Annotated in this window: 24 protein-coding genes, 1 tRNA gene and 1 pseudogene; 16 read left to right on the plus strand and 10 right to left on the minus strand. The window is 70.5% G+C overall.

The features are described from left to right. Position 1 precedes the first annotated feature (1 nt). The 4 genes from bufB (at position 2) to FZO89_RS05460 (ending at position 3,266) form a co-directional block, all read left to right on the plus strand. The gene (gene bufB / locus FZO89_RS05445; protein ID WP_484496926.1) at positions 2 to 802 is read left to right on the plus strand and encodes an MNIO family bufferin maturase; all 801 of its coding nucleotides are present in this window, start codon (positions 2 to 4) and stop codon (positions 800 to 802) included. Further along, complete coding sequence (locus FZO89_RS05450; RefSeq protein ID WP_149102291.1) at positions 799 to 1,599, plus strand: HvfC/BufC N-terminal domain-containing protein; 801 nt, start codon at positions 799 to 801, stop codon at positions 1,597 to 1,599. The genes bufB and FZO89_RS05450 overlap by 4 nt, the downstream gene beginning before the upstream one ends. 101 nt (positions 1,600 to 1,700) lie before the next feature. Continuing rightward, complete coding sequence (locus FZO89_RS05455) at positions 1,701 to 2,261, plus strand: sigma-70 family RNA polymerase sigma factor (RefSeq protein WP_222928094.1); 561 nt, start codon at positions 1,701 to 1,703, stop codon at positions 2,259 to 2,261. 84 nt (positions 2,262 to 2,345) lie between these two features. Beyond that, entirely contained in the window at positions 2,346 to 3,266 is a 921-nt protein-coding gene (locus FZO89_RS05460) for an alpha/beta hydrolase (RefSeq protein ID WP_187471049.1), read from the plus strand. A gap of 87 nt (positions 3,267 to 3,353) precedes the next feature. On the opposite strand, the gene FZO89_RS05465 is transcribed toward FZO89_RS05460, so the two are convergent. Next, positions 3,354 to 3,911, minus strand: coding sequence for a DUF3228 family protein (locus tag FZO89_RS05465; RefSeq protein ID WP_149102293.1), 558 nt, complete (start codon positions 3,909 to 3,911; stop codon positions 3,354 to 3,356). Between the two features lie 134 nt (positions 3,912 to 4,045). On the opposite strand from FZO89_RS05465, the gene metF reads away from it, so the two are divergent. Then, positions 4,046 to 4,870: a methylenetetrahydrofolate reductase [NAD(P)H] gene (metF, locus tag FZO89_RS05470; RefSeq protein WP_149102294.1), complete on the plus strand. Its 825-nt coding sequence runs from the start codon at positions 4,046 to 4,048 to the stop codon at positions 4,868 to 4,870. A gap of 25 nt (positions 4,871 to 4,895) precedes the next feature. On the opposite strand, the gene FZO89_RS05475 is transcribed toward metF, so the two are convergent. Then, positions 4,896 to 6,011: a GGDEF domain-containing protein gene (locus FZO89_RS05475; protein WP_149102295.1), complete on the minus strand. Its 1,116-nt coding sequence runs from the start codon at positions 6,009 to 6,011 to the stop codon at positions 4,896 to 4,898. A 294-nt stretch (positions 6,012 to 6,305) separates the two neighbouring features. On the opposite strand from FZO89_RS05475, the gene FZO89_RS05480 reads away from it, so the two are divergent. Then, positions 6,306 to 6,893, plus strand: a complete 588-nt coding sequence (locus FZO89_RS05480; protein ID WP_149102296.1) for a DUF4124 domain-containing protein — start codon at positions 6,306 to 6,308, stop codon at positions 6,891 to 6,893. 237 nt (positions 6,894 to 7,130) lie between these two features. Continuing rightward, positions 7,131 to 8,042: a branched-chain amino acid transaminase gene (locus FZO89_RS05485; protein WP_149102297.1), complete on the plus strand. Its 912-nt coding sequence runs from the start codon at positions 7,131 to 7,133 to the stop codon at positions 8,040 to 8,042. A 210-nt stretch (positions 8,043 to 8,252) separates the two neighbouring features. Here FZO89_RS05485 and FZO89_RS05490 read toward each other — a convergent pair whose 3' ends face one another. The 6 genes from FZO89_RS05490 to FZO89_RS05515 form a co-directional block, all read right to left on the minus strand. Continuing rightward, entirely contained in the window at positions 8,253 to 8,897 is a 645-nt protein-coding gene (locus tag FZO89_RS05490; RefSeq protein ID WP_262378534.1) for a protein-L-isoaspartate(D-aspartate) O-methyltransferase, read from the minus strand. A gap of 617 nt (positions 8,898 to 9,514) precedes the next feature. Then, positions 9,515 to 10,864, minus strand: a complete 1,350-nt coding sequence (locus tag FZO89_RS05495) for a sensor histidine kinase (protein ID WP_149102298.1) — start codon at positions 10,862 to 10,864, stop codon at positions 9,515 to 9,517. Then, positions 10,851 to 11,534 (minus strand): response regulator transcription factor, encoded by a 684-nt coding sequence (locus tag FZO89_RS05500; RefSeq protein WP_149102299.1) that lies wholly within the window; start codon positions 11,532 to 11,534, stop codon positions 10,851 to 10,853. The genes FZO89_RS05495 and FZO89_RS05500 overlap by 14 nt, the downstream gene beginning before the upstream one ends. A gap of 249 nt (positions 11,535 to 11,783) precedes the next feature. Further along, the gene (rimK, locus tag FZO89_RS05505; protein WP_149102300.1) at positions 11,784 to 12,740 is read right to left on the minus strand and encodes a 30S ribosomal protein S6--L-glutamate ligase; all 957 of its coding nucleotides are present in this window, start codon (positions 12,738 to 12,740) and stop codon (positions 11,784 to 11,786) included. 58 nt (positions 12,741 to 12,798) lie between these two features. Continuing rightward, positions 12,799 to 12,872, minus strand: a tRNA-Gly gene (locus FZO89_RS05510). 76 nt (positions 12,873 to 12,948) lie between these two features. Beyond that, the gene (locus FZO89_RS05515) at positions 12,949 to 14,754 is read right to left on the minus strand and encodes an autotransporter domain-containing protein (RefSeq protein WP_425480459.1); all 1,806 of its coding nucleotides are present in this window, start codon (positions 14,752 to 14,754) and stop codon (positions 12,949 to 12,951) included. A 194-nt stretch (positions 14,755 to 14,948) separates the two neighbouring features. Here FZO89_RS05515 and thiS point away from each other — a divergent pair, with 194 nt between their 5' ends. The 4 genes from thiS to FZO89_RS05535 all read left to right on the plus strand — a co-directional run bounded on the left by thiS (position 14,949) and on the right by FZO89_RS05535 (position 19,222). Further along, on the plus strand, positions 14,949 to 15,149 hold the full coding sequence (gene thiS, locus FZO89_RS05520; RefSeq protein ID WP_149102302.1) for a sulfur carrier protein ThiS: 201 nt from the start codon (positions 14,949 to 14,951) through the stop codon (positions 15,147 to 15,149). 450 nt (positions 15,150 to 15,599) lie between these two features. Next, complete coding sequence (locus tag FZO89_RS05525) at positions 15,600 to 16,397, plus strand: thiazole synthase (RefSeq protein ID WP_149102303.1); 798 nt, start codon at positions 15,600 to 15,602, stop codon at positions 16,395 to 16,397. Between the two features lie 96 nt (positions 16,398 to 16,493). Next, positions 16,494 to 17,231, plus strand: a complete 738-nt coding sequence (trmB, locus tag FZO89_RS05530; protein ID WP_149102304.1) for a tRNA (guanosine(46)-N7)-methyltransferase TrmB — start codon at positions 16,494 to 16,496, stop codon at positions 17,229 to 17,231. Positions 17,232 to 17,383: 152 nt separating this feature from the next. Beyond that, entirely contained in the window at positions 17,384 to 19,222 is a 1,839-nt protein-coding gene (locus tag FZO89_RS05535) for an SLC13 family permease (RefSeq protein WP_149102305.1), read from the plus strand. Positions 19,223 to 19,411: 189 nt separating this feature from the next. Here FZO89_RS05535 and FZO89_RS05540 read toward each other — a convergent pair whose 3' ends face one another. Further along, the gene (locus tag FZO89_RS05540) at positions 19,412 to 19,765 is read right to left on the minus strand and encodes a Rieske (2Fe-2S) protein (RefSeq protein WP_149102306.1); all 354 of its coding nucleotides are present in this window, start codon (positions 19,763 to 19,765) and stop codon (positions 19,412 to 19,414) included. 107 nt (positions 19,766 to 19,872) lie between these two features. On the opposite strand from FZO89_RS05540, the gene FZO89_RS05545 reads away from it, so the two are divergent. From FZO89_RS05545 to FZO89_RS05565, 5 genes are all read left to right on the plus strand, one after another. Then, positions 19,873 to 20,169, plus strand: a complete 297-nt coding sequence (locus FZO89_RS05545) for a hypothetical protein (RefSeq protein ID WP_149102307.1) — start codon at positions 19,873 to 19,875, stop codon at positions 20,167 to 20,169. Positions 20,170 to 20,174: 5 nt separating this feature from the next. Next, positions 20,175 to 20,894 (plus strand): fumarylacetoacetate hydrolase family protein, encoded by a 720-nt coding sequence (locus FZO89_RS05550; protein ID WP_149102308.1) that lies wholly within the window; start codon positions 20,175 to 20,177, stop codon positions 20,892 to 20,894. 49 nt (positions 20,895 to 20,943) lie between these two features. Beyond that, positions 20,944 to 21,354, plus strand: coding sequence for a large-conductance mechanosensitive channel protein MscL (mscL, locus tag FZO89_RS05555; protein ID WP_149102309.1), 411 nt, complete (start codon positions 20,944 to 20,946; stop codon positions 21,352 to 21,354). 77 nt (positions 21,355 to 21,431) lie between these two features. Then, the gene (locus tag FZO89_RS05560) at positions 21,432 to 22,832 is read left to right on the plus strand and encodes a M28 family peptidase (RefSeq protein ID WP_149102310.1); all 1,401 of its coding nucleotides are present in this window, start codon (positions 21,432 to 21,434) and stop codon (positions 22,830 to 22,832) included. 224 nt (positions 22,833 to 23,056) lie between these two features. Then, entirely contained in the window at positions 23,057 to 25,039 is a 1,983-nt protein-coding gene (locus tag FZO89_RS05565; RefSeq protein ID WP_149102311.1) for a glycoside hydrolase family 97 protein, read from the plus strand. 130 nt (positions 25,040 to 25,169) lie between these two features. Here FZO89_RS05565 and FZO89_RS05570 read toward each other — a convergent pair. Continuing rightward, positions 25,170 to 25,991 (minus strand): annotated as a pseudogene (locus tag FZO89_RS05570) (TrmH family RNA methyltransferase); the annotation flags it as partial.

Genomic DNA, 25,991 nt, shown 5'->3' on the forward strand with positions numbered 1-25,991 from the left:
CATGCGCCGCGAGCACTACCCGGCATTCCTGGCGGGCGATGCGAACGTGGATTTCGCGGAGGTGATCTCCGAGAACTTCATGGTCGAGGGCGGCCGCCCGCTTGACACGTTGCGACGCGTGCGCGCGCACTATCCGGTGGTGCTGCACGGCGTCTCGCTGTCGATCGGCTCGGCGCACGGCGTCGACGACGCCTACCTGGCCCGCCTGCGACGGCTCGCCGACCGGATCGAACCGCTGTGGGTGTCCGACCACCTGTGCTGGACCCGCACCCACGCCCACAACAGCCACGACCTGCTGCCGCTGCCCTACACCGAGGACAGCCTCGCCGCGGTCTGCGCCAACATCCACCGCGCACAGGATGCGCTGGCACGCCCGATGCTGTTCGAAAATCCATCCAGCTATTGCCGCTTCCCGCACGACACCCTGGCCGAATGGGAGTTCATCGCCGCGATGGTCGCGCGCACGGGCTGCCAGCTGCTGCTCGACGTCAACAACGTGTACGTCAGCGCGCGCAACCACGGATGGGACGCGCGCGTCTATCTCGACGGCCTGCCGCTGCAGCAGGTGCGGCAGATCCACCTCGCCGGGCACAGTCCCGGGGAGCTGCTGGTCGACACCCACGACCGTGCGGTCTGCGACGAGGTGTGGGGGCTCTATGCGCATGCCGTGGCGCGCTGCGGGCCGGTGGCGACGATGATCGAGCGCGACGGCGACATCCCGCCGCTGGAGGTGCTGGAGGCCGAACTCGGCCATGCGCGCGCGATCGCGGCGCGTGCCTGCCGTGGCGCGCGGGCGGCATGAACCTCGCCCAGGTCCAGGCCCGGTTCCTCGCCGGCATTCTCGATGAACAGGCGGACTGGCCGGCGCAGTGGGACGCGCGCATGGCGCGCGGACTGGCGGTCTACCGCGACAACCATCGCCATGCCCTGATGGAGGCGATGCAGTCCACGTTCGAGCGCACGCGGCGCTGGGTGGGGGAGGCGGCGTTCGCCGCGGCCGCCGCGCACCACCTGGTGCTGCATCCGCCCACCGGCTGGACGCTCGACGCGATCGGCGACGGTTTCCCCGCAACCGCCGCCGCGCTGTTCCCGCGCGACCCGGAGGTGCGGGACCTCGCCGCGCTCGAATGGGCAATGCACACGGCGTTCACTGCCGCCGACAGCACCTGCCTGGACCTGGCCACGTGGCAGGCGGCCACGCGCGGTTTCACGGGCGACGACTGGGCCGGAATGCATTTGCGAACCTGCGCGGGACTGACCGTGCTCGACGTGGGCAGCGATTGCGTCGCGCTGTGGCGCGCACTGGCCGACAATGGCGCCGCGCCCGCGCCGCCGCTCGCACGCCCCGCGTCCGCGATCGTCTGGCGCGACGGCTGGCAACCGGTGTGCTGTCTGGCCACGCGCGAGGAAGGCGAGGCATTGCGCCGGATCGCGGCCGGCACCTCGTATGGCGCACTGTGCGAATGGCTGTTCGCGCACGCTACTGCCCCCGAGGATGCCGCGCGCGAGGCGGGCAGGATGCTGGCCTGGTGGCTGCAATCCGGCCTGCTGGCGGCGGTGTCCGCGCCGCAGACCGCGGACGACCGCGGGCGCGCATGAGTGCCGTGCATTCGCGCGCGTCGGGCGAGGGATCGCGGACCGTCCCCGCCCGGCAGCCGGTGTCCTGCCGCAGAATGGAGCTCCCTGCAGGGAGGACGAGGTTGACGGACGCTTCGACGCATGCCGCCGGCCCCGGCCGCCTCGACGACCGGGAGGCGCTCATGCGCGCCGCGCTGGATGGCGACCAGGCCGCGTACGCCACCCTGCTGCACGGGCTGGGCGGCTGGCTGCGGGGCTACTTCCGTTCCCGGTTGCCCGCGTCGGCGGTCGACGACGCGGTCCAGGAGGCGCTGATCGCGGTGCACGAGAAGCGCCACACCTACCGGCCCGGCCTGCCCCTCCTGCCGTGGGTGGCGGCGATCGCGCGCTACAAGTGGATCGACTGGCTGCGCGCCATGCCGCGCCACGAGGACCCACTGGCCGACGACCTCGCCGATGCCCCGCGCGACGCACCCGTGCAGGCCGCGGCGGAACTCGACGCACTGCTCGCCCGGCTGAAGCCGGCGCAGGCCCGCGTCATCCGCCTGGTCAAGCTGCAGGGGTTCAGCGTCGCCGAAGCCAGCCGCACCACCGGGCAATCCGAATCCCTGGTCAAGGTGAACATCCATCGCGGCCTGGCGCGCCTGTCGCGGCATGTGCGCGAAGCAGCGCCCGAGGCCTGAATCGCCGCATGCGCCGGGCCTGTGTCGAGGCCGGGATGCATGCCAACATGCACGCGTGCACGTCCGGCCCGCTGGAGGCCACGCATGGCCGCGCTTCGTCGCAACCGTCCCTTCGCCAACGCACTCGCCGTCGCCTGCTGCCTGTGCGCGTCCCTGTCCATGGGCGGCGCGACGGTACGCGCCGAAACACCAGCGCGCCCTGCGCAGGAAGCCCGGGTGCCGCTGGAGTATCTTCCGGCCCTGCGCGGCGATTACTTCGCACTCCACTCGCAGGCCACCGGTCGCGACTACCACGTCTACGTACGCCTCCCCGAGGGCTACGACGCCGATCCCGACCGGCGCTGGCCAGTGGTCTACCTGCTCGACGGCGACAGCCTGTTCCCGCTGCTGGCGCCCACCCACCTGTTCCTGCACTACGACGAGCAACTGCCCGAAGCGATCATCGTCGGGCTCGCCTACGGAGGCTTCGATCCGGCGGTGAACCTGCGCCATGTCGATTTCAGCGCGCCGGGTCCGGACACGCCCGAGGGCGAAGGCGGCGCGCCCGCGTTCCTCGAGTTCCTCGAGCGCGAACTCCTGCCCGGGACCGAACGCCGCCACCGCATCGACCCGGCGCAACGCGTGCTGGTGGGGCAGTCGCGAGGCGGCTACTTCGTGCTCTGGTCGGCCCTGCGCCGGCCGGAGCTGTTCCGCGGGCGGATCGCAAGCAACCCCGCGTTCTCGCGCACCCGCGCGGACCTGTTCGCCGATCCGGGCCCGAATGCGCGCGAAGACCTCGCCGTGGTGATCGCCAGCGGCGCTCGCGACCAGGCCTTCCGCATGGACGATGCGCGCGCGTGGATGGAGGCGTGGCAGGCGCGCGACGACCGGCCGTGGGCGCTGCACCACGAGGTCCTGGAGCAAGGCACCCACGCCGCCAGCATCGGCGAGGCGTACCGCCGCGCGATGCTGTGGCTGTTCAGCGAGGAAGTCGCGGCGGCGCGGGCACGCATGCCTTCAAAGTGACGCGCCGCGAGGCAGCGCGTCATTCCGGACGCGACTCCAACTTCATGCGACGAGCATCCACCGTCTTGGCCGCGGTGCCCGCCCGGCCTACGGCCGCCAGTTCGCGTTGCGTTCCCAGAACGCGACGCTGCGACGGTACGCGTTCCGGTCCAGCGGCACGCCGGAGCCGCCCTCCCCGACGCCCAGCGCGTTGCGCATCATGGTGACCGGCGCCATCGGGATCTCCTCGGGCGTCATCGTGTAGAGACAGCCGACGATGCCCCAGTCGCCGTCGATCGGCGCGCCTTCCTTCTCCAGCTGCGCGGCGCTGTAGAGGATCACGACCAGGTATGCCGCGACCGGCGGTTCCACCCCCTCGAACCAGCGCACCAGCACCGGCAGTTCGTCCCTGGTGCGCGCCTCGTACGCGGAGCGCAGCAGGTGGCGGTTGTCGTTGGTGACCGGCACCGTCAGGCAGCGCGTGGAGGTCCAGTTGCGGTGCACGTGCAGGCGGCAGAACGGCGCGTAGCCCTCGAGCACCGCCAGCGGCGCTTCCCTGTCGATGCGGCGCTCGAACGCTTCCGGCGTGCAGTCTCGGATGGTGTTGCCGCGCGCCGCGCGCGGGAACAGGCGGGCGCGGGCGAACGGGGTCAGGACGATGGACATTGCGCGCGGATGGGGACAGGGTCGGACAGGTTAAACGGGCCGGCGGCCAACCGGCGCGCCCCGCCGCCGGAGAAAGTCTTAACATCCATCGCGATATAGAGATATAATCCCGCCGTTCCCGCCCGGCCGCCGCGATGACACCGATCAGTTTCGAGTTCTATCCGCCCAAGACCGACGAACAGCGCGCGCAGCTCGATCGCACGGTGGCCAGGCTCAAGGAGCACGCGCCCGAGTACGTGTCGTGCACGTTCGGCGCCGGCGGCTCGACCCTGAGCTACACCGCCGACACCGTGCAGCACCTGCTGCAGGCGCACGGGCTCGATGCCGCGCCGCACCTGTCCTGCGTCGGCGGCACCCGCGACGAGATCGCCGAACTGCTTGCACGCTACCGCGAACTCGGCTGCCGCCGCATCGTCGCCCTGCGCGGCGACCTGCCCTCGGGCATGGGCCATCCCGGCGACCTGCGCTACGCCTCGGACCTGATCGCCTTCATCCGCGAACGCCACGGCGACCACTTCCACATCGAGGTCGGCGCCTACCCGGAAATGCACCCGCAGGCCGAGGACGCGCTGGCCGACCTGCGCCACTTCAAGGCCAAGATCGACGCCGGTGCCGATGCCGCGATCACCCAGTACTTCTACAACGCCGACGCCTATTTCCATTTCGTCGACGCGGTGCGCGCGCTGGGCGTCGAGGCGCCGATCGTGCCGGGGATCATGCCGATCTCGAACTATTCGCAACTGCGGCGGTTCTCGGAACAGTGCGGCGCCGAGATCCCGCGCTGGATCTCGAAGAAGATGCAGGCTTTCGGCGACGACGCCGACAGCATCCGCGAGTTCGGCGCCGACGTCGTCGCGCGCCTGTGCCGGCAACTGCTGGCCGGCGGCGCGCCGGCGCTGCACTTCTACACGCTCAACCTCGCCAGGCCGACCCAGGCCGTGCTGGCGCGCATGGCCTGAACGCGGCGGCACACGCGGTGCGCGGTCACGCGTGTTCGGTGCGGTTGCGCCCGGCCTGCTTGGCCCGGTACAGCGCCGAATCGACATCGCCGTAGAACGCGTCGGCGTCCTCGTGCCGGGCCGGGTCGAACTGCCCGCAGCCGATGCTGACGGTCACCGTGACCGGCTGGCCGAGGACCTGCATCGGCTGCGCCGCGAGCGCGCCGCGGAAGCGCTCCGCGCGCAGGAACGCATCGTCCGCCAGCGCCTCGATCACCACGCCGAACTCTTCGCCGCCGAGCCGAACCGGCACGTCCCCCGGTTCGGCGAAATGCTCCCGCAGCCGCTGCGCCAGCGCGACCAGGCAGGCATCGCCGGCGCGGTGGCCCAGGCTGTCGTTGAGACGCTTGAAATGGTCGACGTCGATGATCAGCAGCGAGATCGCGCGCCCCGGCGCGAGCGATTCCACCGCGCGCACCAGCGCGGCGCCGAACTCGCGCCGGTTGGCGATGCCGGTGAGTCCGTCGACCTGGCTCTGCCGCTCGAACAGGTCGCGCTGCTGGCGCAGGTCCTCTTCCAGTTCCACGCGCGCCCGGTACTCGCGATGGCTGCGCCGCAGCACCATGAGCATGTACAGCATGTACACCGTCCACATCAGCGCCACCCAGCGCGAATCGCCGGCCCACAGCACCACCTGGCTGGGCACCATCACCCCCAGGATCGCCACCACCGCCGGCGTGGTGCGCATGCACATGGTGTGCGACAGGGCCATGCCGAACGCGCCGGAGAACAGCAGCGCCACCAGCGGCGCCGGCTCGGGCAGCGCGGCGAACGTCCATGCGCTGAACGCCCCCCAGGCGGTGGTCGACGCCAGCACCACGCCCCACAGCAGGCGAAGCTTGCGGCGCGCCTCGACCACGTCGGGCGCGCCCGAGGGTCCGATCAGGCAGCGCGCGACGGCCAGCACGAGCAGCGTGCCCACCACGATCGCGGCCTGCCAGCGCCATTGCATGATTCCGGCCGCGGCGAACGCGAGCAGCGCCGCCACCGGGTAGAAGAAGCCGCCCAGGCGCGCACGCTCGCAGGTCTCGCGCAACTCCTGCAGCAGCAGGTTGCGCCCGCGCTGCGCCACGCGCTTCCGGCTGAAGTCGTCCTGCCGCATGTCATGGCATGGTCGCGCCGCACTGCGCGACCATCGCCCCTCCCCCGAAGGTCCCGGCCTAGCCTAACCCTCCGGCCGCTCCCTGCACACGGGCGAACATGAACGACCCGCGGCGACGTGGGTCCCGGTTCGCGCGACGAGCGCCTGAACATCGTGCGGTCCGGGCTTCCCGGGGGCCGTAGCCGGCGATACGCTGGCCCGATGCACCTGCCGCGTCGAGCCTGCGCCGCCCTCCTGCTGCTGTCCGCGACGGCCTTCGCCGGCGGACCCGCGCACGCCCAGATCCGGCGCTGCATGACCGAAGACGGCGGCCACGTCTACACCGATCGCGAGTGCAAGGAAATCGGCGCCACCGAGCGCGCGCCGCGACCGGGCGCCGGCCGGGATGGAAGCCGGCTGATCCGCCGCGACTGCAGCCGCCGGCTCCAGGACCTGGTGTTCGAACTGACGGCCGCCATCGACAGCCGCGACGTCAACCGGCTGGCCGGCATCTATCACTGGCCCGGCACGTCCGCGCGCAACGCCTACGCGATCATGGGCCGGCTGGACGCCATCGTGAACCGGCCGCTGCTCCACATTACCCCGCTGCAGCCATCGCCCCCGCCGCGGCCCGCGGCCGCCCCGCCCCCCGCGCCCCTGACCTGGCGCACGCGCCCCGATGTCGCCGGCATGCAGGCGCCATCCGTGGCCGCTGGTCGCGCGTCGACAGCCGCCGACGCCGCGCTCCCCGAATCGGTCCATGCGGCCGCCACGCGCCACCAGCGTGCCAGGCAGGTGCCGACCGGCCTGGTGCTGGACCAGACCGTCGCCAACCGCATCACGCCGTTGCAGACCGTGCTCTCCCTGCGCCGGCACCTGGGGTGCTGGTGGGTGAGCCTCTAGGAAACCTCTGAACAGGTCCGGTTTGTCATTTCGAGCGCAGCGAGAAATCTCGAACAATCAGCGGCATGGATTTCTCGCTGCGCTCGAAATGACACTCGTTCAGAGGATCCCTGGCCGCGGCGCATGCGCATCGGTCTTCCCCGGCGCCGGCAGGTGTCCACCAGACCGTTCGGCGCCGCAGGTCCGGCGCAGGCCTCGAATCGGGCAAAATGCGCCTTTCCGCATCGAGGTCGCCCCATGCAGTACCCGGACCGGATCTGGCACAACGGCGCGATCAAGCCCTGGGCCGAGGCCACCACCCATGTGATGGCGCACGCACTGCATTACGGCTCGTCCGTGTTCGAGGGCATCCGCTGCTACGACACCGCCGACGGGCCGGCGATCTTCCGCCTCACCGACCACAACCGGCGCCTGTACCAGTCGGCCAAGATCCACGAGATCGACATCCCCTACTCGCTCGACGAGATCAACGCTGCCTGCCGCGAGGTGATCGCGGCCAACGGCCACGCCACCGACTACCTGCGCCCGGTCGCGTTCCGCGGGCTCGGCGGCTTCGGACTGTCGGCCGAGACCCCGGTCGACGTCGCGGTGGCGACCTGGAAGATGGGCAAGTACCTCGGCGACGAGGCGCTGGAAAACGGCATCGACGCCTGCGTCTCGAGCTGGCAGCGGTTCGCGCCCAACACGATTCCCGCGGGCGCCAAGGCCGGCGGCAACTACCTGTCGGGCACCCTGGTGGCGCGCGAGGCGCGGCGGCTCGGCTTCGGCGAAGGCATCGCGCTGGCGTCCACCGGCCTGCTCAGCGAAGGCGCGGGCGAAAACCTGTTCCTCGTGTTCGACGGCGTGCTGCACACCACGCCGGTGAGCGCCGCGCTGCTCAACGGCATCACCCGCAACTCGATCATCACGCTGGCGCGCGAAGCCGGATTGGACGTGGTCGAACGCGACCTGCCGCGCGAATACCTGTACCTGTGCGACGAGCTGTTCATGTGCGGCACCGCGGCGGAGATCACCCCGATCCGTTCGGTGGACGGCCGCCAGGTGGGCGCGGGCAAGGCCGGCCCGGTGACGCGGCGCATCCAGGCGTTGTTCTTCGGGCTGTTCGACGGCAGTACGCCGGACCGGCACGGCTGGCTGGAGGCGGTGTAGGAAGACCTTCGGGCGGAATGCCGCGACCTGCGCCCCACCCCGTCTCCCGCAGCCGGGGACGACGGGCAAGACGACAAGACGAGGCGGCGCGGCAGGAATGCCGGCGAGGGACCGCAGGAGGAAGTGCCGGCTCGACTCCCTCCCCCGCCTGCGGGGGAGGGTTGGGGTGGGGGCCACCGAAGCGATGGAACCCCAACCCTGCCACTGCCCCTATTCCGGGCCCCGATCCCGCTCCGCCGCCTCGCCCGTCAGGGGCACGAAGCGCACCGGGGCGATGTCCCGCTCGTGCAACTGTCCGCTCGCGTCCTTCTCCACCACGCGCAGTTCCTGGGCCGACTGAAGCGGTCCCACCGGGATCACCAGCCGGCCTCCGGGCTTGAGTTGCTCGAGCAGGGGCGCGGGGATGCGTTCGGGCGCGGCGGTCACCACGATGGCGTCGAACGGCGCGTGTTCCGGCCAGCCGGCATAGCCGTCGCCGGCCTTCACCACCACGTTCCGGTAACCCAGTTCCTCCAGCAATCGCTGCGCCTGCTGCGCCAGCGGCGCGACGATCTCGATGCTGTAGACCTGCGCGCCGAGTTCGCCGAGCACCGCCGCCTGGTAGCCCGAACCGGTGCCGACCTCCAGCACGCGATCGCCCGGGGACACACGCGCCAGCTGCGTCATCAACGCAACGATGTAGGGCTGGGAGATGGTCTGGTCGTGGCCGATCGGCAGCGGCTGGTCGCGATAGGCGTCGGCCGCCAGCGCCGCGGGCACGAAGCGGTGCCGCGGAACGGCGCGCATCGCCTCCAGCACGTGGGGGTCGTCTATGTCGCGCTCGGCCAATTGCTGTTCGACCATGCCGTTGCGCATCGCGACCGCATCGTTTGCGCGGGGGCCGGGCTGGGCGCACGCGGCGACGTGCACGCAGCACAGGCCCAGCGCCCAGCAGGACCACCGCCACGCCTTCCAGCTGGTACCGCCCACGGGCATCGTCCTCGTCCGGCCGCCATCCCGGGGTGATCATGCCGCGGCGGGTGTTGCGCCGCCGTCAAACCGGGCACGAACGCGAGTGATGGTGGCGCCTCGTTACGCGCATGCGCTAAAAATTGAAACAGCAACTAGCCTTGTGATAGCTTCAAACTGCCCGATTCTCGGGCACTTTTGAGCAGCCCATGGAGGAGCACTCATGCTAGATCTAGTATTGGCACTACTCTTGGCAAGCGGAGGCCAGAACCCACCTAATCCTTCGCCGCCAACGCCAGAACCCGAACCCGAATTGCCATGGGAGGACGAGCTCCCTTGGCATGACGAAGTAATCATTACTAACGGCGGCAATCCATTCGACGGAGAGTGCAATGCAGAAGATGGATGCTCTGTCCCCATTGTTGTCTATTGTCCGAATGGTGAAAACTGCCCTCCTTGATCCTGTGATCTGAATTGTTCGAGTTTGGACAGTGCGGCTTTGTAGCCGCGCTGTCCTCTTTCGGTTACTCGTTCGAGAAAGTCAACGTCGCAATTACACCGACGCTCTCTCCTGGCACTACCCGCACGCTCCAGCCGTACAGCGCGCACAGCCGGCGCACGATCGACAGCCCGATGCCGCCGCCCTGCGAGTGCTCGGCGTGGGTGCCGCGGTAACCGCGTTCGAACAGGCGCGCGGCGTCTTCGGCGCTGAGCCCCGGCCCCGAATCGATCACCTCGACCGCATCTCGGAGCAGCCTCACCACCACCTCGCCCTGCTGGGTGTACTTCACCGCATTGCCTATCAGATTGCCGAGCGCGACGGTCACCGCCGACTCCGGCGCATCGACCACCACCTGGCCATGCCCGCCGTCGAGCCGCAGCGCCAGCCGCTTGCTGCCGAGCTGGCCGCGATGCGCGTCGAACAACTGCTCGGCCACGCGCGCCACGTCGGTCGCGCCGTGGCCGCGCTCGTTGCGCGAGAGCAGCAGCAGGGCGCTGATCAGGTCGGTGCACTGCTGTTCGGCGCGCTGGATGCGCAGCAACCGCGCCCGGGTCTTGTCGTCGATCTCGGGGCGCGAGAGCAGCAGTTCCACCGCGCCGCGGATCACCGCCAGCGGCGTGCGCAGCTCGTGGCTGACGTCGGCATTGAACTCGCGGTCGCGCTGCACCACCTCGGTCAGCCGCGTGGCGTAGTCGTCGAGCGCCTTGGCCAGCTCGCCGACCTCGTCGTCGGGGAAGTGGCCCGCAAGCGCCTCGGGTCGCGTGGTCCCGCCAGAACTGCCGAGCCGGCGCGCCAGCTCGGACACCGGGCTCATGACCCGCGACGCCGACCACCAGCCCAGCACCAGCGACAGGATCGAGAACAGCACCACCGACAACACCAGCGCGCGCATGAGCTTGGCGCCGGTTTCGGCCGCACCGGTAACGTCGTAACGCACCAGACTGGTGAACGGTGTGCCGGTAGGACTCACACCCTGGCGGACCGCCACCTTGTAGTCGTGCCAGCTGCCGTCCGGTGCCTGCTGCCGTACATCGTGAATGCCGGCCGGCAGGTCGCGGTAGAGCGGATCGACCTTGAATGCGTTCTGCGGGCTCCAGGTGCGCGCATCGAAGATCAGAAAGAAGGGCGGCTCGTCCGGATTGCGTTCAACCTGCTCGACGAGGTTGCTCACCTCCCGCTCGAGCGTCTGCTCGATGAGCTGGTTTTCGAGCTTGCTGCGCACGTAGAGCGTAGCCAGCGCAAACAGCGTGGTCAGCCCCAGCCCCAGCAGCACGAACGACAGGATGATCCGGGTCCGCAGCCGCCTGCGGTAACGTCGCCCCGGCTGGCTGCGGACACTGTCGTCCGGCGCCGTTTCCTCAGCCTGCGCCATCGGGCGCCGCGATGCGGTAGCCGATGCCGTGGCGGGTCTGGATCAGCGGCACGTCGAATGGCTTGTCGATCACCGCGCGCAGGCCGTGGATGTGCACGCGCAGCGAATCCGAATCGGGCAGTTCCTCGCCCCAGACCCTGGTTTCCAGGTCCTGGCGGGTGACCACCGCCGGCGAGGCCTCCATCAGCGCCTGCAGGATCTTCAGCGCGGTCGGGTTGAGCTGCACCAGCTTGCCGCGGCGGCGGACCTCGAGCGTGTCGAGGTTGTATTCGAGATCGCCCACGTCCAGCACCCGGGTCTGCACGCCCTTGCCGCGGCGCGAGAACGCGTTCAGCCGGACTTCCACTTCCTGCAGCGCGAACGGCTTGACGAGGTAGTCGTCGGCGCCGGAGTCGAAGCCGGCCAGCTTGTTGTCGAGGCTGTCGCGGGCGGTGAGCATCAGCACCGGGGTCTGCTTGCGGGCGTCGTTGCGCAGCTTGCGGCAGACCTCCAGCCCGTCGATGCCCGGCAGGTTGAGGTCGAGCACGATCGCATCGAAGTCGTGGACCACCGCCAGGTGCAGGCCGGTCACCCCGTCGGCGGCGAAGTCGACGGTGTGGCCGCGATCCTCGAGGTAGTCGCCGAGGTTGGCGGCGATGTCCTGGTTGTCTTCGATGACGAGGATGCGCATGAACGGATTCCGTAGGGGCGGCCTGCTTGGACCGCGGGAGCACTGCGCGGTTCCGCCGGGCGCGGGAGGGGGATTCTGTCACACGCGCCGGTGCGCGCCGTGTCGGCGCGCGCCCACAAAAGAGCCCAGGCGATGCCATCGCCTGGGCCCAAAGGACTGCCCCGATTACCGTAATCCGTTGGCTGACCCTTGGACAAGGAAACAGGAGAGAGCGCGGAATCCGGTGGCGACAAGGTAGCCCCGGATCGATTAAACCCTCGTTAAATCCAGCCGCGCCGATCTGTTAAGCAGGCGCCGGTGGCGAGGCCTGACAGGCCTTTCCGATCCCGACATTTCAGCTCCGTTGACTGCGAGTTGAATGATTTTACCTGCAATATCGACGCCGGTCGCTTCCTCGATCCCCTCCAGCCCTGGCGACGCGTTGACCTCGAGCACCAGCGGCCCACGGTGGGAGCGGATCAGGTCCACCCCGGCCACCCCCAGCCCCACGGCCTGTGCCGCGCGCACGGCGACGGCGCGCTCTTCGGGCGTGGTGTCGATCGCGGTCGCGGTCCCTCCCCGGTGCAGGTTGGAGCGGAAGTCGCCGACCGGCGCCTGCCGCTGCATCGCGGCCACCACCTGCTCGCCCACCACGAAGCAGCGCAGGTCCGCGCCCTCCGCCTCGGCCACGAACTCCTGCACCAGGAAATTCGCGTACAGGCCGCGCAGCGCCTCGACCACCCCGCGCGAGGCCGACAGCTTCTCGGTCAGCAGCACCCCCGCGCCCTGGGACCCCTCGTTGAGCTTGACCACGTGCGGCGGCGGCCCGAGCAGCGCGAGCAGGTCGGCGGTGTCGTCGGGGTTGTCGCCGAACACTGTCGCCGGCAGGCCGATGCGCTGCGCCGCGAGCAACTGGTGGCAGCCGAGCTTGTCGCGCGCGCGCGCGATCGCCGCCGACGGATTCGGTGTGTGGCTGCCCATCAGTTCGAACTGGCGCAGCACCGCGCAGCCGTAGCGCGTGATCGACGCGCCGATGCGCGGGATCACGGCGCCGTAGCCGTCGATCGCGCGACCCTTGTAACGCATCGCGAAACCGTCGTCGCCGATCCGCATGTAGCAGCGCAGCGGATCGAGCACGCGCACGCTGTGCCCGGCCGTACGCGCGGCCTCCACCAGCCGCCGGGTCGAATAGAGCTTGCCGTTGCGGGACAGGATCGCGAGCTTCATGCGCCGGGCGCCAGTGAAAAACGGCGGCACCACCGTTCGATGATGCCGCCGCCTGGATTGGAGCGGGTGATGGGAATCGAACCCACGCTAGCAGCTTGGGAAGCTGCAGTTCTACCATTGAACTACACCCGCGTGCGGCGCCAGTCTAAGCCCTCGCGGCGCGCACTGGCAACGCAGGAACAGGACGCCTCGCGGGCGTCCCGCGCGGTCAGAAGCCGCCGCCCAGGGTGGCGAACGCGGTGGTCTGCTTGCCGCCCTTCTCGCCCGCATTCAGGCTGACGCCGAGGTTGGCGTCGAGCCCGAACACCGAGGTTCGCGCGCCGAGCGTCAGCGTGGTCCAGGCATCGTCGTAACCCGGGCCCGGCACGCCGTACTCCAGGCCGGTCGTCTGCGACTGCGCGAAGGCCTCTTCGGCGCCGTCCTCGAATTCACGGTCGACGGTCAGGCGTGCGTACGGCGCAAGGTGGGCGTTGATCGCGTAGCTGGCCTGCCAGCCGAGGCTTCCCACCAGCGAATCGAACTCCTGGTCGGGGAAGGCCAGCGAGGTGGACGAGGCGGGATCGCTTTCGGCGAAACCGTCGATCTCGATCTGCTGCGCCACCAGGCCCAGCACCGGGCCGTGGCTGAGCGCGCCTTCGCCCATGCGCCAGCCGCCATGCAGTGCGGCGGTGAGGTTGCTGCCGTCGGTGGACCCGCGGTGCACGCGCAGGGCGGGGCCGATCGGGACCTGGCGGTTGGTGTCGATGTCCAGCTGCGTGTAGCTCAGCTGGCCGCCTATCCAGGCGCCGCTGTCCGCCTGCCAGCCGAGGAAGCCGCCGAGCGTCGCCTCGCCCTGGTCCCAGTCGCCGCGGCGCAGGCCCCAGTCGTTGGCCTGGCGGCCGTAGCCGGCAAAGCCGCCGTACACCAGATTCCCCGTGCCCCAGCCCACGCCGGCGGTCAGCGCCGGGCCGGCGCCGTCGTAATTGTCGCCATGGTCGTAGCGCTGGAAGTCGCCGCGCACGTCGGCCCACCAGCGGCGCCCTTCGTGTTGCGTCGCAGCCCCGAACTGGGCGCCCACGCGCTCGGCGCGGCCGCGCCCGGTCATCGCCGCCGAACGCGGCAGCACCGCGACCTGGCGCGGCCCCTCGATCATGCCCAGCGCCAGGTCCGCGATCGCCCGGTGCGCCGCCGAAGACGGGTGCACCCCGTCGGCGAAGAGGTAGGTCTGGTCCGCGCCCGGGCTGACGTAGGTGCCGGGGTTGCAGGTGATCGACTGCGCGGTGATCTGCGGCTGGCACGCGGTGCCGGTGACGTTGCCGAAACCGTATTCGGCCGGGCTGGCCACCACCTCGCGCAGGAAGGTGAACGTGTCCATCGGAATCACGCGCAGGCCGTTCGCGGCCAACCCGCCGTACAGCGCGTCGTTGTAGGCGGCGGAAATGGCGGTGCCCTGCGCCGCGGCAGCGTCGCCCTGCGCCCGGAAGGACGGGGTGATGCCGAGGTCCGGGATGTTCGGCACCAGCACGTAGCGCGCGCCCGCCCCCTGCAGGGTGCCGACGATGCCGACCTGGGCGGTGACCGCCGCGCCGATGATCTGCTGGGCCTGCGAGGGATTGGCGGCGATCGAGAACAGGTCGTTGGCGCCGCCCCAGACGGTGTACAGCGCGTCGGGGTCGGCGCGGCCGCCGTTGGCGGCAAGGTAGTTCGTCGCCTGCGTCGCCAGCGAGGGCGTCAGACCGAACGGCGGACCCAGGCGGTCGTTGGCCACCATCGAGCCGCCCGCCGCGTAGTTGTCGCCGGACTGGCCGTTGCCGTTGGGCGTGGCGTCGGTGCCGTAGTAGTCGGCCAGCCACTCGGCCCACACCAGCCCGGGATTGGTGGTGAAGCGGCCCAGGATCGCGGCTGCGGGATCCTGCTGGACCAGCAGCGGGCGGAAGTAGCCGGCGTCGGTCAGGCTGTCGCCGAAGAAGACGGTGCGGGAGAACGTGTCCGCGGCGAATGCCGGGGCGGCGGCGAGCGCCAGCGCAGCCGCCAGCAGGCGGGTGGCGGGGACGGAACGGGACGTGGAACGGACCATGCGGCAACTCCGGAAAATGGGGACGGCAGTCCCAATACGGGACCGCACGGTGCGCAAGTGTCCACGAAGCGGCCGGCCCGCTCACGCCGCACTGCCGCAAGCGTCGGGCGCCGGCGCGTGCAGCCGCCACCGCATCGGGCGACAATCGCGGCATGGACATCCTGCTCAATGGCGACGCACTGCTCGTCGCGGAAGGCACGACGGTGCAGGCGCTGCTCGAGCGTCAGGGCCTGGGCGAGCGCCGAATTGCAGTCGAGGTGAACGGCGAGATCGTGCCCCGCGGCCGACACGCGACGCAGGTGCTGCAGCCCGGCGACCGCATCGAAATCGTCCACGCACTGGGAGGGGGGTGAGCCACCGCGATTGCGGGCCACTGGCTCGCGCGGTGGCGAACGCCCGCACATGGATGTGCGGGCCGGACCAACCGATGCCCGGGTGGTTGCGCCATGGACGACCATCGCCCCCGAATCCAGGCAACCCGACAAGCCGAGTTGCTCGTCTCCTGCGAATGCGCCCGATCCGCCGCCCTCCGGGACGCCTCGACTGTTTCCGGCTCGGTTGTCATCCCGAGCGCAGCGGGGGACCCATGCCCGACGATGGCAGAGCCGGATCCCTCGCCGCGCTCGGGATGACACTGGACCCGGGACGACCCTGGAGAACCGACTGCACCACCTGGGCCACTCGCCGCGCCGGCGGCAACTGGTGCGCCACGCACCCGTCCGCGCCCATCCGCGACCCGTCCGCACGTGACCACTCCCGCGTATCCGCGCCGCAGGGCCGTGCGTTTGCGCGATAATCCCGCGATGAATTCCACGCCCCCCAACGACGACGCGCTCGTCATCGCCGGAAAATCCTATGGTTCCCGCCTGCTGACCGGCACCGGCAAGTTCCGCGACCTCGACGAAACCCGCCGCGCCACCGAGGCCGCCGGCGCACAGATCGTCACCGTGGCCATCCGCCGCACCAACATCGGCCAGGATCCGAGCGAACCCAACCTGCTCGACGTGCTGCCGCCGGACCGCTACACCATCCTGCCCAACACCGCCGGCTGCTACACCGCCGAGGATGCGGTGCGCACCTGCCGCCTCGCGCGCGAGCTGCTCGATGGCCACAACCTCACCAAGCTCGAGGTACTGGGCGACCGGAAGACGCTGTTCCCCGACGTTGTGCAGACGCTCAAGGCCGCCGAGCAACTCGTCGCCGACGGCTTCGATGTGATGGTGTACACCAGCGACGATCCGATCCTGGCCCGGCGCCTGGAGGAGATCGGATGCGTCGCGGTGATGCCGCTGGCGGCGCCGATCGGCTCGGGCCTGGGCATCCAGAACAGGTGGAACCTGGTCGAGATCGTCGAGAACGCGAAGGTGCCGATCATCGTCGATGCCGGCGTCGGCACCGCCTCGGACGCCGCGATCGCGATGGAACTGGGCTGCGACGGCGTGCTGATGAACACCGCCATCGCCGCCGCGAAGGATCCCGTGCGCATGGCGCGGGCGATGCGCTTCGCGGTACAGGCCGGGCGCGACGCCTTCCTCGCCGGCCGCATCCCGCGCAAGCGGTTCGCGTCCGCCTCGTCGCCCGTCGACGGGCTGATCGGGTGAGCGATCGCCTGCGCAAGCGAAGCGAAGGGCGGGCCTCGATCCGGCATTCCCGCCTGCGGACCCGGCGGGGCGCCGCCCGGTCCGTGGATTGAGCGCATGACGGACCCGTTCTCCAGCGACGGCGCCAAGGTTCCGCCCAAACCGTTCACCGTCACCGAAGGCCGTCGCGCCATCCGCAGCTTCGTGCTGCGCCAGGGACGCTTCACCGAAGCGCAGCAGCGCGCGTTCGACGAACTCTGGCCGCGCTACGGCCTCGACTACAGCGGGCGGCCGCGCGATTTCGACGCCACCTTCGGCCGCCATGCCCCACGCGTGCTGGAAATCGGCTTCGGCAACGGTGAGGCGCTGCGCTTCGCCGCCGCCCACGACCCCGGCCGCGACCTCATCGGCATCGAGGTCCACGCCCCCGGTGTCGGCCGCCTGCTCAACGCGCTGGCCGCCGACGGCGCGGGCAACGTGCGCGTGTACCACCACGACGCGGTCGAGGTGCTCGAGCACGAGATCGCCGACGGCAGCCTCGACGAGATCCGCATCTACTTTCCCGATCCCTGGCACAAGAAGCGCCACCACAAGCGTCGCCTGGTGCAGCCCGCGTTCGCCGCGCGGCTGGCGCGCAAGCTCGCGCCCGGTGGCCGCTTGCACCTCGCCACCGATTGGCAGGACTATGCCGAGCAGATGTGGGACGTGCTCGACGCCACCCCGGGATTGCGCAACCGCGCCGGCGCGCGCGGCCACGTGCCGCGCCCCGACTGGCGCCCGCAGACGCACTTCGAGACCCGCGGCCAACGCCTGGGGCACGGGGTGTGGGATCTGTTGTACGACCGGGATTCGTGATTCGTGATTGGTGATTCGGAAGAGCAGGAGGTTTTCCGCATGCGGCGCGCACATCGTTGCCGCAGGCTCGTGGTTCCGACGGACGTCCCGCCTGCACCGCGCACCCGCTGTCTCGAATCACGAATCACCAATCACCAATCACTCCCAGCCTGATGGACACCCAGCTCGCGCTGACCACCGACATGCAGATCGTCCTGGGCCTGGTCGGCCTGACGATGCTGCTGTTCGTGTTCCAGCGCGTGCGGGCCGACCTGGTGGCGCTGGTGGTGCTGGTGATGCTGGGCCTGACCGGCCTGGTGCAGCCGGAAGACCTGTTCAACGGCTTCTCGTCGAACGCGGTGATCAGCGTGATCGCCACCATGATCCTGGGCATGGGCCTGGATCGCACCGGCGCGCTCAACCGTCTCGCCGCGTGGCTGCTGCGGCGCGCGCGCGGGGTCGAGCAGCGGCTGCTGGTGCTGGTGTCGGGCATCGCCGGCATCAACTCCTCGGTGATGCAGAACCCCTCGGTGATGGCGCTGTACCTGCCGGTGGTTTCGCGCCTGTCCTCGCGCACCGGCATCAGCCTGTCGCGGCTGCTACTGCCGGTGGCGGTGGCGATCGTGATGGGCGGTTCGCTGACCATGGTCGGCACCTCGCCGCTGATCCTGCTCAACGACCTGCTGGTCGCGGCCAATGCCAACCTGCCCTCGGGTGCGGCGACGCTGGAGCCGCTCAACATGTTCGCGCCGATGCCGATCGGGCTGGCGCTGCTGGCCGCGAGCCTGCTGTATTTCCGGTTCTTCGGCGACCGCAAGCTGCGCGACGACGGCGACAGCAACGTCACCCCCGCGCGCACCGAGAGCTACTTCTCGCGCACCTACGGGATCGAGGGCGAGGTCCACGAGCTCACCGTCACCGCCGACAGTCCGCTGGTGGGCATGACCTTCGGTGAGGCCGAGGCACTGCACAACGCGCCGCTCCTGCTCGCGCTGCAGACCGGCAACGAATCGCGCCTGGCGCCGCCGGCGGACGCGCGCATCTGGGTCGGCAGCGTGCTCGGCGCGATGGGGCCGCGGCAACAGGTGGCGGATTTCGCGCAGAACCAGTTCCTGCGCATGAACTCGCGGCTGCGCCAGTTCGCCGACCTGTTCAACCCCAGCCGCGCCGGCATCTCCGAGGCGGTGATCCCGCCGACTTCCAAGTTCATCGGCAAGACCGCCAGCGACCTGCAACTGCGCCGCCAGTTCGGCATCAGCCTGCTGGCGATCAACCGCGACAAGACCGTGATCCGCGACAACGTCCGCGACACGCCGCTGCGCGCCGGCGACATGCTGGTGCTGCACAGCATCTGGCACGACCTCGGCCAGGCCTCGTCCAAGCGCGATTTCGTGATCGTCACCGACTATCCCAAGGGCGAGCAGCGCCCGCACAAGTTCCGCATCGCGATGACGATCTTCGCGGTGACCATGCTGATCGCGGTGTCGGGGCGGGTGCCGACCTCGATCGCGCTGATGACCGGCGTCGCCGGCATGCTGGTGTTCGGCGTGCTGAAGATGGACGAGGCCTATTCGGCGATCAGCTGGAAGACCGTGTTCCTGATGGCCTGCCTGATCCCGTTGGGCTGGGCGATGGACGGCAGCGGCGCCGCGGCCTGGGTCGCCGGCCACACCATCGAGCGCCTGCCGACCGGCCTGCCGATCTGGGTGATCGAATTCGCGGTCGCCCTGCTCACGGCCGCGTTCTCGATGGTGATCAGCCACGTCGGCGCGACGATCGTGGTGGTGCCGCTGGCGATCAACCTGGCGCTGGCCGCCGGCGGCAACCCGACCGCGTTCGCGCTGATCGTGGCGCTGTCGGCCTCCAACAACTTCGTCACCCAGTCCAATCCGGTGATGTCGATGATCACCGGCCCCGGCGGCTACCGCCCGCGCGAACTGTGGAAGATCGGCGTACCGCTGTCGCTGGTGTACACGCTGATCGTGGTGCTGGTGGTGAACCTGATGTTCTGAGCGGGCCGCCGTGGTCGCCGCGGCGACGGCGAGCCGTGTCCTGACGACCGCACCGGCACCACGCGGCTGCCGGTTCGCCATGTACACGCGAAGACCCCACCCTGCCGCATTGCGGACAGAGGGGGAGCACCACGACGTCAAATCGAGCCCCGGATTTCTCGCTTCGCTCGAAATGACAATCCCGGGCTGCTACGGCGACGGCTCGACCAGCACCTCGCCATCCCTCACCTCCACCGCCACCGACCGCAGCGCCTCGCCCCTGCACGGACCCGCGACGCACTCGCCCCGGCCGAGTTCGAAAGTCGCGCCATGCGCGGCGCACACCAGCAGGCCGTCCTTCGTCTTCAGGAACTGGCCCGGCGACCAGTCGAGGCGACGGCCGGCATGCGGGCAGACGTTGAACCAGGCGCGCACCTGGCCGCCCTCGCGGTACAGCAGCAGCGACTCGGCGTCGCCGTCGATCGCCGCCTCGACCTCGGCGAAGCCGCCGTCGGGGATGGCGTCGAGCGCGATCAGGAAAAGATGCGGCGCGGAACTGGTCATCGCACTGGCTCGTGTCGCTCGTTCATGGCGGTGGTTTAACGAACTTGTTACAACTTGGTGAAGGCTGGGGACGATACTGGACGCCCCCGCATTGTCTCACTCCGCCGATGTCCTCCGTCTTCTTCCGCACCCTCCACGCCCGCTACGATGCCTCGGCGCTGCGCGGACTGTTCACGCCCCGCAAGCCGCGCAATCCGCTGCTGCGCGTGGTGCTGGGCCTGGTCGGCATCGCGATCCTCGCGGTCCTGCTGGTGGTCGGCCTGTTCGTCGGCGCGGCGATGGTGACGTTCGGGCTGCTGCGTGCCGCGCTGCGTGGACGCAGGCCGGCTTCCGCGAAGCGCGCGGACGTGCTCGACGCCGAGTACCGGATCGTGTCCAAGCCCGGCCAGCCCGCGCTGCGCTGAACCGCATGCAGGTGCACGACGTCGTTGAAGCGGCGCCGGTCCCCCGCGTCCCGGTGCGTGGCGGCGGCATGTTCCCGGTGCACCGCATCTACTGCGTGGGTCGCAACTTCGCCGACCACGCACGCGAGATGGGCGCCACCGCCCCCGCCTCGAAAGCCGAACGCGGCACGCCGGTGTTTTTCCACAAGCCGGCGGACGCGCTCGTGACCGGTGGCGGATTCGACTATCCGCCCGCCACGCAGGATCTGCACCACGAAGTGGAGCTGGTGGTGGCGCTCGGCCGCGACGCCCCGCCCGGCGAACTGCCGGTGGACGATGCGGCCGCGCTCGTGTTCGGCTACGGCATCGGCCTCGACCTCACCCGACGGGACCTGCAGGCCGCCGCCAAGGCCAAGGGCCTGCCCTGGGATACCGGCAAGGGTTTCGACCAGTCCGCGCCCGTCAGCGAACTGGTGCCGGCGGCCGACGTGGGAGACCTCGCGCCGCGCCTGCTGTCGCTGGACGTCAACGGCGAGCGCCGCCAGCAGGCCACGCTCGACCAGCTGATCTGGGACGTACCCGAGATCCTGCACGAGCTCTCGAAGCTCTATGCGCTGCGTGCGGGCGACCTGGTGTTCATGGGGACGCCCGCCGGCGTGGCCGCGCTGCATCCGGGCGACGAATGCGTCGCGCGCCTGGACGAACTGCTGGAACTGCGTTGCCACGTCCGCGACGCGGGCGCATAGTGGCCGCGGCCCGCGGCGGCCAGCCTGCCTCACCCCGAAGGAGTCTGCGATGGGCATGATCAGCGAGTTCCGTGAGTTCGCGATGCGCGGCAACGTCATCGACCTCGCCGTGGGCGTCGTCATCGGCGCCGCGTTCGGCAAGATCGTCACCTCGCTGGTGGAAAACGTGATCATGCCGCCGGTCGGGATGCTGCTGGGCGGCGTCGATTTCGCCGACATGGGCTGGACCCTGCGCGAGGCGACCGTCAACGCGGCAGGGGAGGAAGTCCCGGCGGTCGTGCTCGGGTACGGCGCGTTCGTCAATACGGTGATCCAGTTCGTCATCATCGCTTTCGCCATTTTCCTGCTGGTGCGCACGATCAACCGCTTCCACCGCAAGCCGGCAGAACCGGAGGCCCCGGCCGCACCGCCGGAGGACGTGGTGCTGCTGCGCGAGATCCGCGACCTGCTGCGTCGCTGACACGCGACTTCCCGCACATCCCCGCCGCGCCGCCGGCCTGTAGGCTGGCGGCTTCGCCGCGTCCGGAATCCAGATCCATGCGCCTTGCGTCCCTCGTGCTCGCCTGCCTGCTGCCCGCCGCTGCGTCCGCCGCCGAACCCACGCGCATCCCCGATGCAGCATTCGAGATCGCGGGCACCCTGCGCGAGCGCGCGCTCGCCGACGACACCGCATGGACCCTGGTCGAGTCGCTCACCACGGAGATCGGCCCGCGCCTGCCGGGCAGCGAGGCCGACGCGCGCGCGGTGGCCTGGGCGCAGGCGAAGCTGCGCGCGCTGGGCTACGACCGGGTGTGGACCGAGCCGGTGCGCTTTCCCACCTGGGAACGCCGCAGCGAACGCGCCGAGGTGCTGGGCGACCACGCGCAGCCGCTGCTGGTGACCGCCCTGGGCGGCAGCCCGGGCGGCACGGTGGACGCGGAGATCGTGCGCTTCGACAGTTTCGAGGCGCTCCAGGCCGCGCCCGCCGGTTCGCTCGACGGCAGGATCGCGTTCGTCGACCACGACATGGAGCGCACGCGCGACGGCAGCGGCTACGGCAAGGCCGGCGCGGTACGCAGCCGCGGCCCTTCGGAGGCGATCCGCAAGGGCGCGATCGGCTACCTGATGCGCTCGATCGGCACCAGCCCGCACCGGGTGGCGAACACCGGCATCACCCGCTTCGACGAGGGGCTGGAGCCGATCCCGTCCGCCGCCCTGTCGCTGGTGGATGCCGACCAGCTGACGCGCCTGCTTCGGCGCGGCCCGGTGCGCGTGCGCCTCGCGCTGGACTGCGGCTGGACCGGCGCCGAATACACCTCGCACAACGTGATCGGCGAGATCACCGGGCGCGAGGCGCCGGACGAGGTGGTGCTGATCGCCGGCCACCTCGATTCGTGGGACCTGGGCACCGGCGCGATCGACGATGCCTCGGGCGTCGGCATCACCATGGCCGCCGGCCACCTGATCGGCCAGTTGCCGCAGCGGCCGCGCCGCACGATCCGCGTGGTGGCCTTCGCCAACGAGGAACAGGGCCTGATCGGCGCGCGCGAATATGCGCGCCGGCATGCGGACGCGGTGTCGAACCACGTGCTCGCCGCCGAGAGCGACTTCGGCGCCGGGCGCATCTACGGCTTCAGCACCGGCGCACCGGCGCACGCACAGGCGGCCTCGCAGCGCATCGCCGAAGCGCTCGCACCGCTGGGCATCGAACACCTGCCGGGCAAGGGCGGACCCGGCCCGGACATCTCGCCGCTGGCGGCGATCGGCGGCACCTGGGCCTGGCTGGGCCAGGACGGCAGCGGGTACTTCGACCTGCACCACAACGCCGACGACACCCTCGACAAGATCGATCCCGACGCGCTGGCGCAGAACGTCGCCGCCTACGCGGTGTTCGCGTGGCTCGCGGCCGAAGCCGAAGGTGATTTCGGCAGCGCGCCGAAGGCGGCCGCGACGCCCTGATGGGCCGCGTTTCGCAGCGGCGACCCGTACACGGAGCCTCCGCCGGGCCTTCAGGCGCCGGGCGCACACCCGCAGGCGGCCACGTCGTCCGGACGTGATCCGGATGGCGGCAAAACACGAATGCGCGCGTGACCTCGCGCTATGCGAATTCGTATTCGAACTATTCCAGACACTGCGCAGGTGACCCGGTACGCTCGCGGTGTCACCCGGGTAGAGGATTCGCCATGCGCGGCCACGCCACGTTGCTCCTGCTCTTGTTGCTGGCCGTGGCCAGCCTCGCACACGCGGAGGCCGCCGAACCCCTGCAGCTGCGATCGCCCGCCGGCACGGCCTCGGCGTCGCTGACGCTGGACGAGGCGGGCCAGCCACGACTTTCGGTGTCCTGGCGCGATGAGCCGGTCCTGCTGCCGTCGCCGCTCGGCGCGCAGTTCGCCGACGACCGCCTCGAACGCGACCTGCGCATCACCGGCACCCGCACGCGCGAACACGACGCACGCTACCGCTTCGTCGCCGGCAAGGCGCGCGAGGGCCGCGACCACTACCGCGAACTGGAGGTCGACCTGGCCGACGCGCAGGGGCGCACGCTCGGCCTGGTACTGCGCGCCTACGACGACGGCATCGCCTTCCGCTACCGGCTGCCGCTGCCGGCGCAGGGCGACCTGCTGGTCCGGCAGGACCTGACCGGCTACCTGTTCCCGCGCGACTACCGCTGCTGGTCGTTCAACGTCGGCCGCTTCAATACCCCGCACGAGGGCGAGTTCGATCCGATCCAGGCCTCGAAGATCCGGCCGATGCACCTGATCGACCTGCCGCTGGTGTGCGAGACCGGACGCGGACAGGCGACCTTCGCCATCGCCGAGGCCGACCTCGACCGGTACGCGGCGTTCTACCTGTCCGGCCGTGGCGATGGCCGGCTGGGACTCGATACCCGCCTCTCGCCACGACACGACACGCCGGAGTTCGCCGTGCGCATCCCGCGCGCCGAGGTCGCCGCAGGCGGGCACCTCACGCCATGGCGCGTGCTGATGCTCGGCGACTCGCCCGGCGCGCTGGTGGAATCGAACCTGATCGCACACCTCAATCCGCCGACTCCGATCGAGGACACGTCGTGGATCGTTCCCGGCAAGAGCGCGTGGGACTGGTGGTCCGGCAGCGTGGCGCCGGACGTGCCGGAGCCCGGCATGAACACCGCGACCATGCGCCGCTACATCGACCACGCCGCGGACATGCAGCTCGACTACATGCTGATCGATGCCGGCTGGTACCCGGGCAGCAGCGGCGGCGACCTGTGGGACCCGTCCGCCGATGCAGGCCGCACGATCCCGGAGATCGACATGCCCGCACTGCTGGCGCATGCGCGCGAGCGCGGCGTCGGCATCTGGCTGTGGGTACACTTCAAGGCGCTCGACACGCGCATGGACGAGCTGTTCGCGCTGTATCGCGACTGGGGCGTGAAGGGCGTCAAGATCGACTACATGGACCGCAACGACCAGGAGATGGTCGCCTTCTTCCACCGCATGATGCGCAGCGCCGCCGAGCACGAACTGATGCTCGACCTGCACGGCGCCTACCGCCCGACCGGCCTCAACCGCACCTGGCCGCACTTCCTCACCCAGGAGGGGGTGCTCGGCGCCGAGTACAACAAGTGGAGCCGCCGGGTGACGCCCACCCACAACCTCACGCTGCCGTTCACGCGCATGCTGGTGGGGCCGATCGATTACACGCCCGGCGGCTTCCGCAACACCGCGCCGGAGAAGTTCGAGGCCTCGTTCGTGCGGCCGCAGGTGATGGGCACGCGCCCGCACCAGCTGGCGATGTTCGTGGTCTACGAGAGTCCGCTGCAGATGGTGGCCGACAGCCCGGACGTGTACGTCGACGCACCAGGCGCGGACTTCCTCACCCTGGTGCCCACCAGCTGGGACGAGACGCGCGTGCTGTCGGGTGCCATCGGCGAACACATCGTGGTCGCGCGGCGCCGTAGCGAAGACTGGTACGTGGGGGCGATGACCAACGAAACCGCGCGCACACTGGAGGTCGACCTGTCGTTCCTCGGCGATGGCCGGTTCGAGGCGACGCTGTGGCAGGATGGCGCCGCACCGACCGACGTGCGTCGCGAGGCGCGCACGCTCGATGCAGGCGAACGCGCGCTGTCGCTGCAGCTGTCTTCGGGTGGTGGCGCCGCGATCAGGCTGTCCCCGGCGCAGTAGTCCGCAGAAGGTCCCCGCGTGTTCGGCGGGCACACGATCAGGCCGCTGGCGTCGCGCCGCGCCCGCGCGGTTCCGGTTCGCTGCCGGGCCTCGCCGCACCGTCAGGACTGGTCTCCGCACGGGTACGCGCCCACTGCGCCAGCAGCACCGCCGTCGCCGCGGCGACGTTGAGGCTTTCCACCGCGCCGGTGCCGGGGATCGACAGGCGCAGGTCGCAGGCCGCCGCCAGCGCCGTGCCCATGCCCTCTCCCTCGGCACCGAGCACGTAGACCAGTCGCGGTGGCAAGGGCGCGGCGAACACGTCCGTGCCGTCGCGCACCACGGTCGCGGCGAGGGTGAAGCCCGCGCCACGCAGGCGCGCGATCGCCTCGGCGTCGGCGCCGAGGCGCACCATCGGCACCGCCTCCGCGCCGCCCTCGGCCACACGGGCGGCCGCGCCAGAGAGCGCCAGGGGGGAACGTTCCGCCAGCAGCAATCCCGCGACGCCGAAATGCGCCGACGCCCGCAGGATCGCGCCGAGGTTGTGCGGGTTGCCGACGCCGTCCAGCCACAGCGCGCAGCAGGGGCCTTCTGGCAGCGCGGCCAGCCAGTCTTCGAGCGTGCGCGGCGATTCGCGCAGCACGTCGGCCACCACGCCTTCGTGGTGGGTGCTGGATGCCAGCCGCCTGAGTTCGTCGACATCCTCGACCACGCGGTAGCCGATGCGCTGGGTAACGCACCATTTCAGCAGCGGCTGCAGCTGGCCGATGCGCTCCTGCGCCACGTACAGCTTGCGGATCGCCTGCGGCCGGCGCGCGAACACCGCGCGCACCGCGTTCAGGCCGTACAGGCGCAGCTCGCCGGGCCTGTCCGCGGGCGCGCGTTCCTCGCGGCCCGGCGCCACCGCCTCGCGCGTGCGCGATCCCCAGGGGCTGTCGCGACCCGGCGACGGCGGCGTGCGCCTGCCCGCCAT

This window comes from Luteimonas viscosa, assembly GCF_008244685.1.
Taxonomy (GTDB): Bacteria; Pseudomonadota; Gammaproteobacteria; order Xanthomonadales; family Xanthomonadaceae; genus Luteimonas; species Luteimonas viscosa.

Coding starts and splice junctions, on each gene's coding strand:
- bufB (WP_484496926.1), top strand. CDS start 2: ATGCGCCGCGAGCACTACCCGGCATTCCTGGCGGGCGATGCGAACGTG.
- FZO89_RS05450 (WP_149102291.1), top strand. CDS start 799: ATGAACCTCGCCCAGGTCCAGGCCCGGTTCCTCGCCGGCATTCTCGAT.
- FZO89_RS05460 (WP_187471049.1), top strand. CDS start 2,346: ATGGCCGCGCTTCGTCGCAACCGTCCCTTCGCCAACGCACTCGCCGTC.
- FZO89_RS05465 (WP_149102293.1), bottom strand. CDS start 3,911: ATGTCCATCGTCCTGACCCCGTTCGCCCGCGCCCGCCTGTTCCCGCGC.
- metF (WP_149102294.1), top strand. CDS start 4,046: ATGACACCGATCAGTTTCGAGTTCTATCCGCCCAAGACCGACGAACAG.
- FZO89_RS05475 (WP_149102295.1), bottom strand. CDS start 6,011: ATGCGGCAGGACGACTTCAGCCGGAAGCGCGTGGCGCAGCGCGGGCGC.
- FZO89_RS05480 (WP_149102296.1), top strand. CDS start 6,306: ATGACCGAAGACGGCGGCCACGTCTACACCGATCGCGAGTGCAAGGAA.
- FZO89_RS05485 (WP_149102297.1), top strand. CDS start 7,131: ATGCAGTACCCGGACCGGATCTGGCACAACGGCGCGATCAAGCCCTGG.
- FZO89_RS05490 (WP_262378534.1), bottom strand. CDS start 8,897: ATGCGCAACGGCATGGTCGAACAGCAATTGGCCGAGCGCGACATAGAC.
- FZO89_RS05495 (WP_149102298.1), bottom strand. CDS start 10,864: ATGGCGCAGGCTGAGGAAACGGCGCCGGACGACAGTGTCCGCAGCCAG.
- FZO89_RS05500 (WP_149102299.1), bottom strand. CDS start 11,534: ATGCGCATCCTCGTCATCGAAGACAACCAGGACATCGCCGCCAACCTC.
- rimK (WP_149102300.1), bottom strand. CDS start 12,740: ATGAAGCTCGCGATCCTGTCCCGCAACGGCAAGCTCTATTCGACCCGG.
- thiS (WP_149102302.1), top strand. CDS start 14,949: ATGGACATCCTGCTCAATGGCGACGCACTGCTCGTCGCGGAAGGCACG.
- FZO89_RS05525 (WP_149102303.1), top strand. CDS start 15,600: ATGAATTCCACGCCCCCCAACGACGACGCGCTCGTCATCGCCGGAAAA.
- trmB (WP_149102304.1), top strand. CDS start 16,494: ATGACGGACCCGTTCTCCAGCGACGGCGCCAAGGTTCCGCCCAAACCG.
- FZO89_RS05535 (WP_149102305.1), top strand. CDS start 17,384: ATGGACACCCAGCTCGCGCTGACCACCGACATGCAGATCGTCCTGGGC.
- FZO89_RS05540 (WP_149102306.1), bottom strand. CDS start 19,765: ATGACCAGTTCCGCGCCGCATCTTTTCCTGATCGCGCTCGACGCCATC.
- FZO89_RS05545 (WP_149102307.1), top strand. CDS start 19,873: ATGTCCTCCGTCTTCTTCCGCACCCTCCACGCCCGCTACGATGCCTCG.
- FZO89_RS05550 (WP_149102308.1), top strand. CDS start 20,175: ATGCAGGTGCACGACGTCGTTGAAGCGGCGCCGGTCCCCCGCGTCCCG.
- mscL (WP_149102309.1), top strand. CDS start 20,944: ATGGGCATGATCAGCGAGTTCCGTGAGTTCGCGATGCGCGGCAACGTC.
- FZO89_RS05560 (WP_149102310.1), top strand. CDS start 21,432: ATGCGCCTTGCGTCCCTCGTGCTCGCCTGCCTGCTGCCCGCCGCTGCG.
- FZO89_RS05565 (WP_149102311.1), top strand. CDS start 23,057: ATGCGCGGCCACGCCACGTTGCTCCTGCTCTTGTTGCTGGCCGTGGCC.